17 protein-coding genes are annotated in these 14,491 nt (G+C 58.5%); 11 read left to right on the forward strand and 6 right to left on the reverse strand.

All coding sequences use genetic code 11. The features are described 5' to 3' along the window. Positions 1–199: 199 nt before the first annotated feature. Entirely contained in the window at positions 200–814 is a 615-nt protein-coding gene (locus OBACDRAFT_RS01350; RefSeq protein ID WP_043582263.1) for a LysM peptidoglycan-binding domain-containing protein, read from the reverse strand. A gap of 96 nt (positions 815–910) precedes the next feature. Then, positions 911–1,852 carry a dihydrodipicolinate synthase family protein gene (locus OBACDRAFT_RS01355; RefSeq protein WP_232766497.1) on the reverse strand — a complete coding sequence of 314 codons (942 nt, stop codon included), beginning with the start codon at positions 1,850–1,852 and terminating at the stop codon, positions 911–913. A 349-nt stretch (positions 1,853–2,201) separates the two neighbouring features. Here OBACDRAFT_RS01355 and efp point away from each other — a divergent pair, with 349 nt between their 5' ends. Continuing rightward, a complete protein-coding gene (efp, locus tag OBACDRAFT_RS01360) occupies positions 2,202–2,759 on the forward strand; it encodes an elongation factor P (RefSeq protein ID WP_043582265.1) in 558 nt (185 codons plus the stop codon). Positions 2,760–2,942: 183 nt separating this feature from the next. Here efp and OBACDRAFT_RS01365 read toward each other — a convergent pair whose 3' ends face one another. Continuing rightward, on the reverse strand, positions 2,943–3,209 hold the full coding sequence (locus tag OBACDRAFT_RS01365) for a hypothetical protein (protein ID WP_232766502.1): 267 nt from the start codon (positions 3,207–3,209) through the stop codon (positions 2,943–2,945). A gap of 162 nt (positions 3,210–3,371) precedes the next feature. Here OBACDRAFT_RS01365 and lysA point away from each other — a divergent pair, with 162 nt between their 5' ends. Then, the gene (gene lysA, locus OBACDRAFT_RS01370; RefSeq protein WP_043582337.1) at positions 3,372–4,742 is read left to right on the forward strand and encodes a diaminopimelate decarboxylase; all 1,371 of its coding nucleotides are present in this window, start codon (positions 3,372–3,374) and stop codon (positions 4,740–4,742) included. Here the strand turns inward: lysA and OBACDRAFT_RS01375 are convergent, their stop codons facing one another. Next, complete coding sequence (locus tag OBACDRAFT_RS01375) at positions 4,743–5,423, reverse strand: DedA family protein (protein ID WP_052360825.1); 681 nt, start codon at positions 5,421–5,423, stop codon at positions 4,743–4,745. Positions 5,424–5,755: 332 nt separating this feature from the next. After that, entirely contained in the window at positions 5,756–6,757 is a 1,002-nt protein-coding gene (locus OBACDRAFT_RS01380) for a nucleoside hydrolase (protein ID WP_232766508.1), read from the reverse strand. 96 nt (positions 6,758–6,853) lie between these two features. Between OBACDRAFT_RS01380 and OBACDRAFT_RS01385 the strand changes: the two genes are divergently transcribed. From OBACDRAFT_RS01385 to OBACDRAFT_RS01400, 4 genes are all read left to right on the forward strand, one after another. After that, complete coding sequence (locus OBACDRAFT_RS01385; protein WP_043582266.1) at positions 6,854–7,909, forward strand: PfkB family carbohydrate kinase; 1,056 nt, start codon at positions 6,854–6,856, stop codon at positions 7,907–7,909. A gap of 39 nt (positions 7,910–7,948) precedes the next feature. Next, positions 7,949–8,962, forward strand: a complete 1,014-nt coding sequence (locus OBACDRAFT_RS01390; protein WP_232766510.1) for a LacI family DNA-binding transcriptional regulator — start codon at positions 7,949–7,951, stop codon at positions 8,960–8,962. A gap of 380 nt (positions 8,963–9,342) precedes the next feature. Further along, the gene (locus OBACDRAFT_RS01395; RefSeq protein WP_043582268.1) at positions 9,343–9,567 is read left to right on the forward strand and encodes a hypothetical protein; all 225 of its coding nucleotides are present in this window, start codon (positions 9,343–9,345) and stop codon (positions 9,565–9,567) included. Positions 9,568–9,590: 23 nt separating this feature from the next. Then, on the forward strand, positions 9,591–9,995 hold the full coding sequence (locus OBACDRAFT_RS01400; RefSeq protein ID WP_232766512.1) for a PIN domain-containing protein: 405 nt from the start codon (positions 9,591–9,593) through the stop codon (positions 9,993–9,995). Between the two features lie 109 nt (positions 9,996–10,104). Here OBACDRAFT_RS01400 and OBACDRAFT_RS27760 read toward each other — a convergent pair whose 3' ends face one another. Beyond that, positions 10,105–10,254, reverse strand: a complete 150-nt coding sequence (locus tag OBACDRAFT_RS27760) for a hypothetical protein (protein WP_157836866.1) — start codon at positions 10,252–10,254, stop codon at positions 10,105–10,107. A gap of 782 nt (positions 10,255–11,036) precedes the next feature. Between OBACDRAFT_RS27760 and OBACDRAFT_RS01405 the strand changes: the two genes are divergently transcribed. Genes OBACDRAFT_RS01405 through OBACDRAFT_RS26115 form a run of 5 tightly spaced genes read left to right on the forward strand, consistent with a single transcriptional unit; the run spans position 11,037 to position 14,491 of the window. Beyond that, a complete protein-coding gene (locus OBACDRAFT_RS01405; RefSeq protein WP_043582272.1) occupies positions 11,037–12,770 on the forward strand; it encodes a rep family protein in 1,734 nt (577 codons plus the stop codon). Then, complete coding sequence (locus tag OBACDRAFT_RS01410; protein WP_043582273.1) at positions 12,767–13,192, forward strand: hypothetical protein; 426 nt, start codon at positions 12,767–12,769, stop codon at positions 13,190–13,192. Before OBACDRAFT_RS01405 ends, OBACDRAFT_RS01410 begins: the two co-directional genes overlap by 4 nt. Continuing rightward, complete coding sequence (locus OBACDRAFT_RS01415; RefSeq protein ID WP_043582274.1) at positions 13,189–13,470, forward strand: hypothetical protein; 282 nt, start codon at positions 13,189–13,191, stop codon at positions 13,468–13,470. Before OBACDRAFT_RS01410 ends, OBACDRAFT_RS01415 begins: the two co-directional genes overlap by 4 nt. 2 nt (positions 13,471–13,472) lie before the next feature. After that, positions 13,473–13,676: a hypothetical protein gene (locus OBACDRAFT_RS01420; protein WP_043582275.1), complete on the forward strand. Its 204-nt coding sequence runs from the start codon at positions 13,473–13,475 to the stop codon at positions 13,674–13,676. After that, on the forward strand, positions 13,673–14,491 hold the full coding sequence (locus OBACDRAFT_RS26115; protein WP_043582277.1) for a hypothetical protein: 819 nt from the start codon (positions 13,673–13,675) through the stop codon (positions 14,489–14,491). Before OBACDRAFT_RS01420 ends, OBACDRAFT_RS26115 begins: the two co-directional genes overlap by 4 nt.

The raw sequence follows: 14,491 nt of genomic DNA on the forward strand, positions 1-14,491 counted from the left end.
ACAGGGGTTGTGGCGGCGGCGTTTTTACCGGGTCCGCCGGCGGCGATGAGGCCGCCGAGTCCGCGACCGAGACGTGATTTGGCTGGAGGTGGCATGGTGGGAAAAGGGCTGAAGGCTGGGTGTTCGGGTGGAATGGCAGAGTGGATACGCGGTGTTTTTTTTCAGCCTTCAGCCTTCAGGCTTTCAGGCTTTGGCAACGTCACTTGCCTCCGGGGATGAAGAGGGTTTGGCCGACTTGGAGTTTTGTTGGGTCGGCGATTTTGTTGGCGTTGACGATGTCCTGCATCTTGGCGCCGTTTTTCTGCGCGATGGAGGAGAGGGTGTCTCCTTTTTGCACGACGTAGGTGGTGCCTTCCTTGGGGAAGGAGTCAGAAAAAACGGGTACGGAAACGGAGGGCGCAGCGGTGGCGGTGCGGCGCTGGTTGATGCTCTTGGCGAGCGAGTCGATGGCGGCGTTGGTCTGGTTGGCGAGTTTCTCCATTTGCGTGGCGACTTGCTGGAGAGTGTCGCTTTTGGACTGCGTGATGGCGGCGCGTAGGAGGCGGTTGGACTCGCTCACGGATTCGTTGACGTAGGCGGTGCTGGCGGCGTCACGCGCGGCGGCGGTGGTTTTTTGGCGGAGGGTTTCGTTGTCGCGTTCGAGTTGTTCGACACGGAGGGCGAGTTCGCCGAGGCGTTGCTGGGCAAGGACGAGCTCTTGCCGGAGATTGGCGAGGTCAACCGCGATGTTTTGCTGGGCGTGGAGCGTGCTGGTGACGAAGGGGGCGAGAAACAGTCCGGTCCCTAAAAAAAGTGCGCTGATGTTTTTCAACATGGTCAGCGCACTTTGAGGAACTTCGGCGAAGTTTGAAGAGTGAAGTTGGTTTCGCTTGGAATCGCTTCAGGAGGGGGGGGGGATGCGTTGCGCTGGTTACGCGGGAGGCAGCGGGAGGGCGGCGAGCGTGGTGGCAAGCAGGTTTTCGACGCGGGCGCGTTCGGGGGCGGCGAAGCGGGCGAAGGGTTCGGCCATGGCGTCGTCGCAAATGCCGCGCAGCGAGAGCGCGCATTTCAGGCCTTTGACGATCGACGAGGCGTGCCGGCCAATGCGGTAGAGCTGGTCGAGCGCCTCGACTTGCGCCTGCAGTTTCGCACCGAGCGCGGTGTCGCCGGCTTCAAAGGCGTTGAACAAATCGACGAAGAGACGCGGACAGAGATTCGCACCGCCAGACACGCCGCCGTCGCCGCCAAGTGCGAGGCTTTGTTGCAGGAGCGCCTCTGGGCCGATGAGCACGGACCAGTCGGGTCGCTGGCGCGCAATGGCAAGGGCGTCCTTGTAGTAGGCGAGGTCGCCGCCGCTGTCCTTGAGCCCGATGACATTGGGGAGGTCGAGGGCTTGGCGCAGCGTTTCCAGACCGAAGACGGTTTTGGTCATGGCCGGCATATTGTAGAGGAAAACCGGCAGCGGGAGCCGGGGGGCGAGGTGCGCGATGTATTCGCCAAGCTCAGGCTGCGCCGTCGGGTGATAATATGGCGCGGACAACACGAGCGCCGTTGCCCCGGCCTCGGCTGCGCAACGGGCGACGTTGAGTGATTCGGTAAATGACGTGTCGGTGATGCCCACGAGCACGGGCACGCGTTCGCGGACGAGGCGGCAGGAGCGAACGATGAGTTCCTGGCGCAGCCGATAGCTGAGGCTCGGCGCTTCGCCGGTGGTTCCAAGGAGAAACAGCCCGTGAACACCGCCGCTGATGATGTGTTCGACGAGACGTTCGAGGCCGGGCACGTCGAGCGTGTCGGGCGCGGAAAGCGGCGTGACCATCGGAGGCACGATTCCGCGAAGGCGGGAGGAAGCAGATGAAGAAGAAGTAATCATGGGAAATACACCACTAGCAATTACGTTTTAGCAAAAAGTTCAAGCGATAAAGAAAAACAGGCCAATTTTTGAGAATGAAGGATATGACGGAATAAATCAGTCATTCAGGTGCTTTAATCAAATATCAATATAATATAATGTTTAACAACAAAATATGTGAAATACGATCTGCATCAAATATTGGGAAAAACAAAGTAGATGATTCCGATTTCAAAAAACGTTTTTTCTAGCACTCCCAGAGAGAGATTCGGGGATTTTCCCGGCAGTGATTGACACCCGCCATGTCGGACGGTTAATCGGTCCTCCTTTTAACGTCCGACACATCCAACCTACCCACCACATACCACACATGCCAGCAGCCAACGACATCCGCAAGGGCCAAGTCATCAAGTACAACGGCGAGCCTCATCTCGTCATGGAGACCCAGCACCGCACCCCGGGCAACCTCCGCGCCTTCGTGCAGATGAAGATGCGCAACCTCCGTTACGGCAAATCGCTCGACCAGCGTTTCAACTCGACCGACACCATCGAGGTGCTCCCGACCGAGAAGAAAACCCTCGAATTTAGCTACGTTGACCGCGATAGCTACGCGTTCATGGACCCCGAGACGTATGAGACCATTGAGCTCAACGCGCAACTCGTGGGAGACGCCAAAAACTACCTCACAGCCAACGGCAAGGTGGACGTGCTCTACGTGGACGACAAACCCATCACGCTGGAACTGCCCTCCTCTGTGGTTCTCAAGATCACCGAGAGCGCCGATGGGATCAAAGGCGACACCGCTTCCAACGTCCAAAAGCCCGCCACTCTCGAAACCGGCCTCGTCGTGCAGGTGCCGCTCTTCATCAAGGAAGGCGAACTCATCAAGATTAGCACCTCAGACGGCTCCTACATGGGCCGCGCCTGATAAAAAATTAGCCGCAAAGACACAACAGCACAGAGATCCAGAAGGAGTTGGAAATCAGGAGTCAGGAATCAAGAGCCTGACTTCTGGAGCCCAACTCTTTTTTTGTGCAAATTGCGTTTTTTCGCGGCCATTCAATCCGTCTTCGGATTGTTCTGTCCTGTGTCTCCGTGTCCCTGTGGTGAATTAAAAAATCGAGATTGCCCGGGCGCTCTCGACCACCACCCACGCCAGTCCGGCGGTGAGGGCGAGGATGACGAATGACTTCACCAGCTTGAGCCGGCGCAAACGCTGGTCATGGCGGTCGGAATTGCGCGCCGACATGCAGTTGTTTTCGCTAAAAAAACTCACGAACTGCGCATTACGAATCTGCGTGCGACGGATGCGTGCATTATCCACCCGGCCCATGCGAACGGGCGGTCGGCGGAAAAAACTGAGCAGGATACGCAGCATTGGTAAAACGATGGCATAAACCACCCTAATTTTGTGTGGTTTTTTCAAGAGGAAATCCGCACAAACAACGACTTTTCCCTGAATACACACGGAAACACACTCAAATCCACACTCACCGACTCATCTGCCATCGCCTACCGCGCGTCCAGCCGCCTTCCCGTCATGCATCACTTCCACTACAACGGTAACCACCTCCACTGCGAATCGGTCAACCTGGCCGACGTTGCCCGCCTCTACGGCACGCCCACCTACGTTTACAGCGCGGCGACCATGACGGACAACTACACGCGCCTCGCGCGCAGCCTAGGCGGACTGGATTTGCAGATCTGCTACGCGATGAAGGCCAACTCGTCGCTCGCGATCCTGCGCCACTTCGCCAACCTCGGCGCGGCATTCGACCTTGTCAGCGGAGGCGAAATCCGCCGCGTGCTCGCCGCCGGGGCTGACGTGAAACGAAGCGTCTTCGCCGGCGTCGGCAAGACCGAGGCCGAGATCAAGCTCGCGCTCGAAAACGGCATCTTCGCCTTCCACGTCGAAAGCGAACCCGAGATCGCCCGCATCAACCACGTGGCCGGAAAACTCCTCTCCAGCGGCAGGATCACTGGCAAGGCGCCCATCGCCATCCGCATCAACCCCGACGTCGATGCGCATACGCACGCCAAGATCACGACAGGCAAGGCGGACAACAAATTCGGCATCCCGCTCAAGCACGCCGCCGCCGCCTACGAGACCGCCGCCCGGTATCCGCACATCGAAATCAAGGGCGTGCAGATGCACATCGGTTCTCAGCTCACGAGCGTCAAACCCTTCGTCGAAGCCGTGGCGAAAGTCGCCCCCTTCGTCGCCGACCTGAAGACGCGCTACGGCATCACCTACTTCTCCATCGGCGGCGGCATCGGCATCATTTACAAAGACGCCCTCGCCAGCGGAGCCAAAGCCTGGTGGGACGCTCAACCCGCCGACCAACGCCCGCTCACACCCGAAGCCTACGGCGCCGCCCTCACCCCGCTGCTCCAGCCGCTCGCATCCGCGACCGGGGGGGGGGGGGGGACTGGGACCGGCCTCAAAATCCTGCTCGAACCCGGACGCTTCCTTGTTGGCAACGCCGGCGTGCTCCTCACGCGCGTCGAGTATCTGAAGCGTGGACATGATCGGGCCCGTGACAAAAGTTTCCTCGTGGTCGATGCCGCGATGAACGACCTCGTGCGCCCCGCCATGTATGACAGCTATCACGAAATCCTGCCCCTCCAACGCGACACCGCGCGCCCCGCGCTCGTGGCCGATGTCGTGGGACCCATTTGCGAAAGCGGCGACTGTTTCGCCAAGGACCGCTCCTTGCAGGAACTCGGCGAAGGCGAACACCTCGCCTTCATGAGTGCGGGCGCGTATGGCTACACGATGGCGGGCCGCTACAACTCGCGTCCCATGGCCGCCGAAGTGCTGGTCAACCAAGGCACCTTCGAACTCATCAACGCCCGGGAAACCTTTGAGCAACAGATCGCCGGCGAGAGCATCCCGGCGTTTTTGAAGTGATTACGTGATGATACCCGACGCACGCGTTCCGCGCCGCCTCCCGGCTGGCGCGAGCGAGCGTTTTTGACGGCGCATGCGGAACCAGACGAAGAACGCAAGCAGCACCACCAGCGCGATTCCGATCGTCGCCCACAGGCTGTAGGATTGCGTGCGTGCCAGCGCGTGGTGCATCGCCTCGATGTCGCCCTTGAACTTGGCCCAGAGAAAATGCCCCAACCACACAAACACCGGCACGCTGATCAGTGCCGCAAGCCCGTCGAGCGCGAGGAATTTAAGAAACGACACCCTGACCGAACCTGCCGTAAAAAAGATCGGCATGCGCAATCCTGGCAGGAAGCGTCCGATGAAAAGCACCCATGAGCCGTAGCGCGCGAAAAGCTTGGAGACCCGCGCGAGCTTGCGCGGTGAAAACATCCGCCTGAACCAACGCGCCGACAGCAGCCGGGCTCCCAGATATTTTCCCGCCAGGAAAATCATGGAATCCCCCCCCACCACGCCCACGTACATCAGCAGCGTGGTGAACATCACCGTGCGTCCGTCCATCTCCGCCAGCACCCCGGCCGTAATCAGCACCACATCCTCGGGCAATGGCAGACCCAACCCACAGAGCAACAGCACGATAAAAGGGCCCCACAACGAAAGGGACGTGTTTTGAAAAAACTCCAGCAAGGCTTCAAACATGGAGAGATGGATTAGGTCGGCGCGCTATGGTAGTGGGAGTGAAAATCGGACAAACGGACCACGTTTGCCCTTCGCGCAACCTGCTGCAACCTCCAACGCAGAAAAACAGAGACATGAAAATGGAGCAACGGTCTCCATCAAAACCGTCGCTCCATTATTCACTGATGTTACGCAGCCGAAGCAAGGAGCGGCGGTCTCCAGGCCGCCGGATGGATCGGCAGCAAAACGTCGCCCGTTTGAATGATGAACTGCATGAGGCGAGGCGCGTTGCGCCTCGTCCGGCGGCCTGGAGACCGCCGCTCCTTGGCAAACGTCCGCGTAACATCAGTTATTCAGATGAAGTGCCCAAAATACTTCTCGAAAAATTTTTCGGGGGAAACGCCTTCCGCCACTTCATGAATCGCATCCGCAGGCGCGGCCGGTTGGGGGTCGAAGAGCGTGAAACCTTCCATCAATCCCTCGGTGACGACGCGCACGCGCCCCTGGGTGTAGGTGCACACGTCGGGATAAAAAATCGACACCGCGGCGAGCGGATCGTGAAAGGTGATCGTGGGGCGTCCGCTGTCGAACCACACCCGCGCCATGTCGAGGACAACATCAAGGCCGGGAACCTGAAATTTTTGATGCACGGCGGGCACGTCCATTTCGACGCGCATGGTGACGTCGATGCCGATGGAGCGGTGCAGGCGGACGGGCGTGCGATAAACAATCTCGGCGGCGTGCGGATCATTCCAGATATTCCATTCGCCGCGTCCGGCTGCGATGCTGCCGTGCCAGCGCACGGGGGAGAAATTACCGCCCATGATTACGAGCGCCTTGAGGAGTGAGGGGATCTCCGGGTCGATGGTGAAGAGGGCGGCGATGTTGGTCAGCGGACCGATGGCGAGCAGCGTCACCTCTCCGGGATTCTGGCGGATGGTGCGCTGAAGAAAGTGAATGGCCTCGTGTCGTGAGAAAGCGGATACAGGGGTGTGCGGCCATTTTTTATCCGAGGCGGCGAAGATGCTCGCCTGGGGGACGTTGGGCTGCCGGCTTTCGGGAATGTAAATGGGTTTGGCGAGGCCGGGATGGATGGGCATGTCGGGGCGTCCGAGGCGGTGGCAGATGCTGCTGGCCAGCGAGGCACGGGTGGCCACGTCACCGCTGACGGTGGTGATGCCGAGCAGTTCGCAGGCGGGTTCGCGGAGCAGCCAGGCAAGACAGACCGCGTCGTCGATGTCGGAGCCGATGTCGGTGTCGAGGATGAGTTTTGTTTTCATGACCGGTGATGCGGAGGTGGAATGCAGGCGAATGGAGTTGGTGGTGAAGGGTGGCAGGAGAGACGGAATCTGCATGGTTGAGCAAACGTTTTCTCGATTTTGCCTGAGTTTCCTTCAAGGTGCGCGGTCAGCAAACTTTGCGGTCAGGAAATTCGCAGCGATTTTTCTCTCATGGCTTCTCTCATTCATTCCACCAAAACCTCACGACAGGGCGTGGTCGTTGTCGGCTCCGCCAACATGGATCTCGTCATCCCGGTCCCTTCTTTGCCGCGCACGGGCGAGACCATTCTTGGCGGAGACATGATGACCAATCCCGGAGGCAAGGGGGCCAACCAGGCGGTGGCCGCGCAACGTGCGGCGGGCATGCCGAGGGGGGGGGAGGGGGGGGAGGGGAGACGCGCAGGATTTTGCAAGTTCGTCGGGCGCGTGGGGGATGATGTATTCGGTGAAAAACTACGCGAGTCCTTGGAATCGCACGGAGTGGGGACGGACGCGTTGTTCGTCACGCCCGGAGTCGCGAGCGGCACGGCGGCAATCATGGTCAACCCCGCAGGTGACAATGCCATCGTTGTGTCTCCCGGAGCCAATGCGCGGCTTTCCCCGGATGATGTTGTCCGGGCGCGTCCCGTGATCGCCTCCGCCGCCGTGCTGGCCGTGCAATTGGAGGTGCCGGTGGAGACCGTGGCGGCTGCGCTTGCCGTTGCCCGGGAGGCGGGGGTCGTAACGATCCTTGACCCGGCTCCGGCACCGCAACCGCTGTCTCCGGCGTTGGTGGCGACGTTGCCGGAGGCGCTTTGGCAGGTGGACATTTTTTCGCCTAACCAGACGGAGGCGCGGTTGTTGACGGGAATTGAGCCGGAGTCGTTCGATGCTGCGCGTGTTGCGGGCGAACGTTTGCTCGCATTGGGGCCAAAGATCATCGTGCTAAAACTGGGGGCGCTCGGCGCGGCGATTGTCTCGCGCGAAGCGGCGACAGGGCAGGGGGGGGGGAGGGGGGCTGCGCGTGGGGTGCGGTTCGTGCATGTGCCGGCCATGAGCATCCCGGTGGTTGTGGATACGACGGCGGCCGGGGATTCGTTTACGGGTGCGCTGGCCACTGCTCTGGCGGAAGGACGGGCTTTGACGGATGCGGTCCGCTTTGCCGGCATCGCCGGTTCGCTCGCTTGCACGCGTGCGGGGGCGCAGGCGGCGATCCCAAGTCGGGACGAGATACTGGCGCATTTTTAAGTCCAAAAATCTCGTCGGACGGAAAACGTTTGTCCTAACTTGCTCGTTGAAATGCAGCCAAACGTTAATCTGACAGAGGTGGCCCGGAGGGCGGGGGTTTCGATTTCGACCGTTTCGCGGACGCTCAACGACACGGGGCGGATCAGCGAGGAGACGCGTGTGCGTATCCGCGATGTCATGCGCAAGATGGGCTACCGGCCCAATCGTGTGGCGCGCCGGTTGCGCAGCGGGGGGAGTTGTCATCTGATCGGGTTGATAATTCCGAATATCCAGAATCCGTTTTTTGCCGACTTGGCGCGTGGCGTCGAGGACAGGGCGAGGCAGGGAAATTTTGCCGTGTTGCTTTGTAACTACGACGAGGACCGGGCCAAGGAGCAGTTTTATTTGGACGTGATGCGGGCCGAGTCGGTGGACGGTATCATCATCCCGCCGTTGAGCAGCACGGACCCGGCGGTGTTGAAATTCGCCAGCGAAGGGGTGCCGGTTGTCTGTGTGGATCGCGCAATCAACAATGCCACGCTCGACAAGGTGGAGGTGGACAACCGCGCCGGTGCATGCGAGGCCGTGGCGCATCTCGTCGCACGCGGGCATGTCCGCATCGGTATGATTGCGGGGCCGGCCGGCTCTTCGACGGGAAGGGCGAGGCTTGCGGGTTATCGTGACGCGCTCAGGCAGGCCGGTCTGCCGTATGAGGCGGAGTGGGTGCGGCATGGTGACTACAAACCGGAAAGCGGTCGTGTCCACGCCGAGATTCTGCTTTCACTCGCCGAGCCTCCGACGGCATTATTCGCCGCGAACGGATTGATGGCAATCGGCATGCTGGAGGCAATCCACGCACGCGGCCTGCGTATTCCAAAGCAGATTGCCGTGGTTAACTTTGACGACCTGCCGCTCGCATCTGTTTTCAATCCGCCGCTGACGGTCGTTCGCCAGCCCGCCTACGAAGTGGGCAGCGCAGCCGCGGAGTTGCTTTTGCAGCGGATACAAACGCCAGGCCGCGCTCCGGTCAGCTTAATGTTGCGTCCAGAATTGGTCATTCGCGGCTCGTCGTGACCGGGGGGGGGGGGCTCTGTCCATTTTGTTTCACATGGTATTCCCCTCGTGCCAGACGCCAGGGATCAACATTGTGCGCGGCATAATCGGTTTATTTTGTCTCACGCAGAGCAACGGAGAACGCAGAGTCGGGAAAATACAATGTTTGCAATTTATTTATAATTAGCCACCTGTGTTTTAACCTTGATAGGTCTTCAAATGCGTCACGTGCTTTCTGGCCGGAATGATTTCCTCGATATACTGATCAAGCCCCTGATAGCCCTGCAACACGCTCGCCAAACAATCCCCAGCAAAAGTACAAGCCTTTTGCGAAAAAACCTCGAAGATTTCTCACCTCCTCCTCTTCCACGCTAAACGGATACGTTACTACTAGTAACACCATGCCAACTGCCACAATCACACTGAAAGTCTCCCTTGCGGAAAAACGGCGCATGCAGGCATACGCCCGCCGCGTCAAGAAGAGCCTCAACGCTTATGTGCTCGGCAAGGTTGCCGGGGCCGATATCAGTCACCAGGGCAAGGTCGATTACGATAAGATCACCGCCCACATTGCAGGCCGGTTCGAGGGTGAGGAAACATGGCGCTTGGTTCCCGGCCGCGAATGAGTGTTTACCTCGACACTTCCGTGATGCTCTCGCTGCATCTGCGTGATGTGAATTACGCCCCCGCGCTCGCCATCATGCAGTCCCTGCGCGGGAAAGTCCTCTGGACGCCTTGGCAGAAGGTCGAATTTGGGAATGCCGTTCGTGCGCTGATTGCGCGGGGCAAACTCACCGATGCGGATGTGAAAAACATTGAGAAAAGTATACGGGCGTCGATCACGGGCGGAGACATGATCACCCGCCCTCTGCCTGCCTATGCACTTTGGCAGGAAGCTGACAGGCTTTCTCGTGCCTACTCCTCCACGATTGGGGTTCGTACATTGGGTCTATTGCACGTTGCTGCCGCATGTGTGCTCAAAGCAACCCGCTTTCGCACATTCGATAATCGCCAGCACGCTCTGGCACGCGCGGTCGGTCTGTCGATCAACTGATGCCCTCTCCCGGCCCGCCTGCAACGGCGGGCTTTTTTGTGTCGATCCGCCGCTCAATCGTGACCGGGTGCCGGCGAGTCACGCCGACGATGTCACAGTGCCGGAATTTTCACCAGAAGGCTGCAATGTGCGGAGCAATTTTCCCCTCGTCGTTTGCAGATGCAAAATTGCGCGTGCCGTTTTCTTCGAACTCCCATGCGAATTCATTGCCGAGTTTAACCAGTTTCCCGTTAGGAAACTCTGTTTGCATATTGTTCAAGGCGATCCGGGTTTTTCAGACGTGATTTCACTCCAATCGGCATCACGCGGCGGCGAATCAAACCCCATCATGGAAATTGGTGGAGGCTTTGAGCGGGTTTTCCCAAACGCGCCGCCGCCATTCGTTTTTTTTGCGTTTTTTCTTACTCATTTGATCGGTTCTCCGGTTATTTCTTGGATTGGTGATCTTACTGTTGGTTTGGCTGAGTTTCGACAGGGGGGGGAGAGGGGGGACGGAATGCTAAAAGGCAAGGTCTGCCCCTGTCCGCCCGTTCTGTCCTTGCAGGCTGGTGAGCAGGTCACGCATCTTACACAAACCGGGCGGTCTCTGACGTGCTGATCGAACTGGTCGAACTTTTGCAAGGCCCTGATTTTCAGGGTGAATTATCACAATTAACTGCTAAGCAGCTATCTTTGAAATGGTGCTCAGGAAGGGACTCGAACGATTGTTCGCCCCTTCCTATCATCGAAGCAGGTGAGGAATTAATAAAAATCCTACAAAAGATAGCCAAGCTAAGCAGTCACACATGCGACTGCTATGCCAACCCTTAATCCTGCACAGATACAAGGAGGCAAGGCAGTTAGCCCGTCTCCCCGCCCGCGTAACTACACGCCGAAAGAGGCATCGGCGGCACTCGCAGAGGCGAATATACACCGCTCAGAACGCTGGATTTCGCGTGAATGCGCAGAGGGACGTATAGCAACCCTCCCTTTCTATCCGGGCCGTCATATCATCCCCGAGTCTGAGCTGTTGCGCCTGATGGGTTTTGCGGAGGAGGCGTCATGACGGATGCGAGCGTCCCTGCGCAGGTGGTGCTGAGCCGCAAGTTGATTTGCGCCAATATCGAAGAAGTCGAACGGCGTGAACAGGCATCCCGCGACAACTGGATACGACATAATGAAATCGAAGGCTTTGATATAGTTGAGAACGTCCGCCGTGCGATTGAGCGGGAACGTAAACTGCGTTTTATTGCGTCAAGTCGCTGCAAACGAGCGACGATCCCTGCCGGGGAAACGCCTGCGTCCATATCTGACACTGGCGCACTCTATCGAGTGTCTGATGCGGACGAAACGGAATATGCGACGGTGGAAGAGTTGCGCAGTCACGAATTGGTCAAGCAAGCGCAACTCCGCTTGGATGATCTATTGGAAGGCGAAACGGGCGTTCTGATTTCGCCCGAAGTTTACGCCAAGCGCACGATGGAGAGGGAAAAGCTGCTCAATCAGGCGTGCATCATCATCAACGGGCTTCGCCGCGCCGGGATCGAAGGAATGCGGGATGACGCATGGAAGATGTGGCGGGTGGGCATCCATTCGCGGGAATGGGAGGAATTACCCTCGTTTCGCCGTATCATGCTGAACCCCTACATGGCGGCGATGGCCCGGGCGAGCAAGCTGGCGGCGGTGGAATACTTTTTGGCGTTTCACGAACCGTGGAGGTATCGCATGTGGACCTTCACGAGTGGGGACCGATGCAAAGTAGATCAACTGAAGGAGCGTTGCCGATGGATGTTTCGCCGCATTTCCAAACTCAACGCCAAGCTAAAGAAGCGTTTTCCGGGCGTTGAAATCGTGTTTCGCGCAACGGAATTTGGAACGCTGGAAACGGAAGGGAAAAGAGGATCAGGCGGAGACATCCAACGGCGCGGACGACACATTTTCTACCACCCGCACTGCCACTGTATCGTTTACGTTTCGCGGCCCTTCATGTCGGAAGGGGTTTGGGGCCTGCTCATTGACTATATCCATTCCTTTTGGAAACGGAATGGTGAGCGCATCCATTGGGACGCGGGCAAATTGATTGGGAGCGCCCGCGAACTCGTCAAATACGTGAGCAAGCCGGGGGACATGTGTTGGCTGGCAGAACACCGCCCGAACGAATTAGGGGCACTGTATCACGCGCTGGAGGGGATGCGGCTGTTGGAACCGCTAGGCGAGTTACGCCGTCAGATTTGCGCCCGCAAAAAGGCCGGGCTGACCTTGGCTCGCCGCACAACGGACGATGGCAGCATCTGGTTGAACGTGCTGGACACCAACCGCTCTCCGATGACGCGCCGCCGTATTGATGAAACGGATACAGCGTTTGACCAGTATCGGAAGGATGTCGGAGCGTTTCGGTTTATCGACAGGCTGGCAGGCGCGGCGGGCGAAGCAGTGCAAGAAGTGGTGAAGCTCTGCATGCCGACTGCGCGAGCCTCTCGGGTGAAAGAACCCACGGTATTGGTAATGGGGAACATGGCGAAGCCTGATTTGGCGAAAGTATTTGAACATCCGCTAGTTATGCGGACGTATAAGCGGACGCGCGAGGCATGGCTGGCAGGCAAGCGGCTTGCCGACATGGAAGACGCGTTCGCAAGCAGGTGCCTTAATCAGGGTCCACACGGTCACATTTACTGTCCCGGCGAAAAGGGAGGGGGGGGGGGAGACCGGAAAAAACGGGATTTTTGGGAGCGAGGTAAGCCAACCCCACCCCCAAACGAACCCGAATGGGAAACCGTCATCGCAGAAAACCTATGAAAAACGCCGCCAAAAACGCCGAAACGATCCCCCCTGTCACCGCTGCAAAGCCTGTCGTACCTTTCCCCCGTCCTGCAATTTGGATACGCCCGGCTTTTTCGCACAACTGGAACCTCCCGACACCGCCCCCCGTGGCGAGGTTGACCATTCTGCCCGTGGACGTGGTTGCGGTAGAAAACGGCATGGCCCGCATCTACGTGATCGAACACGGGCAAATCTCCGCACACACCGTGCCCGTTGACGAACTGGCGAGTTCGATGGGCAAGGCGTATCCACGAATTAAACACAGAATTTCCGCCATGCTCGCCCGACCAGCGCTAACCGCAGTGCTAGGGACGACGGTGAGTCAGGCGGAAACACCCTCTTTTCTCACGCCGTCCATCAGCGGAGGCGAACACGTCAACGCGGAGGTATTGGCATGAGTAGCGAAAAAAACAATACGCGTCCCGCTTATACAGAGGACCAGCTTTTGGATGAGTTGGAAAAACTGCCGGTTGGTGATCTCTGCAATTTGTTCCAGCTCGCGAGAGCCAAGACGCTGTTAAACGACGTGCCCCATTGCGTGCTACAACGCTGCGCAGAACTCGGTTTTATCGACGCAGATAAAGACGTGCCAGACCGTTTTAGAGAAGGGGCAAAACTGAGCCTTTTGAAACGGGTATTCCCTCACCTGCAAACAGAGGAGTTGAAAAAATACTAGCGATGAAATCGACGCGAAAAAACAGTGCGGAAACGCAACGCGGTTTGCGGCTGTGGGAATTGCGCAAACGTCGGGCCGGTTTGGTAGCCAAAATCTACCTCACGCGTGAACGCGATGCTGACCGCCTTTTGCGCCTCACGCAGGAAGCGCAAACGCTCTCCCGCGAAATCGCTGAGCTGTCCGGCGCATTGGAGGCAACCGCATGAAGTCCCCCATTGAACCAATCCACGTGTTGAGCCTTGGGGCCGGAGTCCAATCCTCAACCGCCGCGTTAATGTTCGCCCGTGGGGAAATCGGCCCGATGCCAACGGCAGCGATTTTTTCCGATACCTGCGCAGAGCCGAGTGCGATTTACGAATGGCTGGCGTGGTTGGAAACGCAGTTGCCGTTTCCCGTTTACCGCGTGCAAAAGGCCGATGGCCTTACCCGAAACCTCGAACGCAGCATCAACGGCGGGCGTTTTGCTGGCGCTCCGTTTTTTGCTAAAACGGCAACAGGCATCGGTCCGATGCGGCGGCAATGCACGAAGGAATTTAAGATTGAGCCGATTGTGGCGAAGGTCCGCGAACTGGTCGGTTTAACGAAAGGCCAGCGGGGAGGGAAAACAATCCGGGCGGTGCAATATATCGGGATTTCCGTTGATGAAATCTATCGGATGAAGCCGAGCCGGACGCCGTGGATTGAGCATCGCTGGCCGTTGGTCGATCAACGCATGTCCCGGCATGATTGCCTGCGCTGGATGGAACAAAATGGCTATCCACAACCGCCGCGCTCTGCGTGTGTTTATTGCCCGTACAAATCAAATCACGAATGGCGATTGCTGCGCAAAACAGACCCGGCTGGCTGGGCGGAAGCGTGCAGGATCGATGCATTGATACGCACTGGCGTGCGCGGTGTGCGTGATCCGCTGTTCGTCCACCGCCAGTTGCTCCCGCTGGCGGAAGTGGACCTGCGCACTGATCTGGATCAGGGGCAGGGCGATTTGTTCGGAAACGAATGCGAGGGCCTTTGCGGCAACTGA

The sequence above is a fragment of the Geminisphaera colitermitum TAV2 genome (assembly GCF_000171235.2).
In the GTDB taxonomy this organism is placed as follows: Bacteria; Verrucomicrobiota; Verrucomicrobiia; order Opitutales; family Opitutaceae; genus Geminisphaera; species Geminisphaera colitermitum.

Excerpts from the sequence above, each read along its gene's own strand:
- OBACDRAFT_RS01350 (WP_043582263.1), bottom strand. The coding sequence starts at position 814 with ATGTTGAAAAACATCAGCGCACTTTTTTTAGGGACCGGACTGTTTCTC.
- OBACDRAFT_RS01355 (WP_232766497.1), bottom strand. The coding sequence starts at position 1,852 with ATGATTACTTCTTCTTCATCTGCTTCCTCCCGCCTTCGCGGAATCGTG.
- efp (WP_043582265.1), top strand. The coding sequence starts at position 2,202 with ATGCCAGCAGCCAACGACATCCGCAAGGGCCAAGTCATCAAGTACAAC.
- OBACDRAFT_RS01365 (WP_232766502.1), bottom strand. The coding sequence starts at position 3,209 with ATGCTGCGTATCCTGCTCAGTTTTTTCCGCCGACCGCCCGTTCGCATG.
- lysA (WP_043582337.1), top strand. The coding sequence starts at position 3,372 with ATGCATCACTTCCACTACAACGGTAACCACCTCCACTGCGAATCGGTC.
- OBACDRAFT_RS01375 (WP_052360825.1), bottom strand. The coding sequence starts at position 5,423 with ATGTTTGAAGCCTTGCTGGAGTTTTTTCAAAACACGTCCCTTTCGTTG.
- OBACDRAFT_RS01380 (WP_232766508.1), bottom strand. The coding sequence starts at position 6,757 with ATGCAGATTCCGTCTCTCCTGCCACCCTTCACCACCAACTCCATTCGC.
- OBACDRAFT_RS01385 (WP_043582266.1), top strand. The coding sequence starts at position 6,854 with ATGGCTTCTCTCATTCATTCCACCAAAACCTCACGACAGGGCGTGGTC.
- OBACDRAFT_RS01395 (WP_043582268.1), top strand. The coding sequence starts at position 9,343 with ATGCCAACTGCCACAATCACACTGAAAGTCTCCCTTGCGGAAAAACGG.
- OBACDRAFT_RS01400 (WP_232766512.1), top strand. The coding sequence starts at position 9,591 with ATGCTCTCGCTGCATCTGCGTGATGTGAATTACGCCCCCGCGCTCGCC.
- OBACDRAFT_RS01405 (WP_043582272.1), top strand. The coding sequence starts at position 11,037 with ATGACGGATGCGAGCGTCCCTGCGCAGGTGGTGCTGAGCCGCAAGTTG.
- OBACDRAFT_RS01410 (WP_043582273.1), top strand. The coding sequence starts at position 12,767 with ATGAAAAACGCCGCCAAAAACGCCGAAACGATCCCCCCTGTCACCGCT.
- OBACDRAFT_RS01415 (WP_043582274.1), top strand. The coding sequence starts at position 13,189 with ATGAGTAGCGAAAAAAACAATACGCGTCCCGCTTATACAGAGGACCAG.
- OBACDRAFT_RS01420 (WP_043582275.1), top strand. The coding sequence starts at position 13,473 with ATGAAATCGACGCGAAAAAACAGTGCGGAAACGCAACGCGGTTTGCGG.
- OBACDRAFT_RS26115 (WP_043582277.1), top strand. The coding sequence starts at position 13,673 with ATGAAGTCCCCCATTGAACCAATCCACGTGTTGAGCCTTGGGGCCGGA.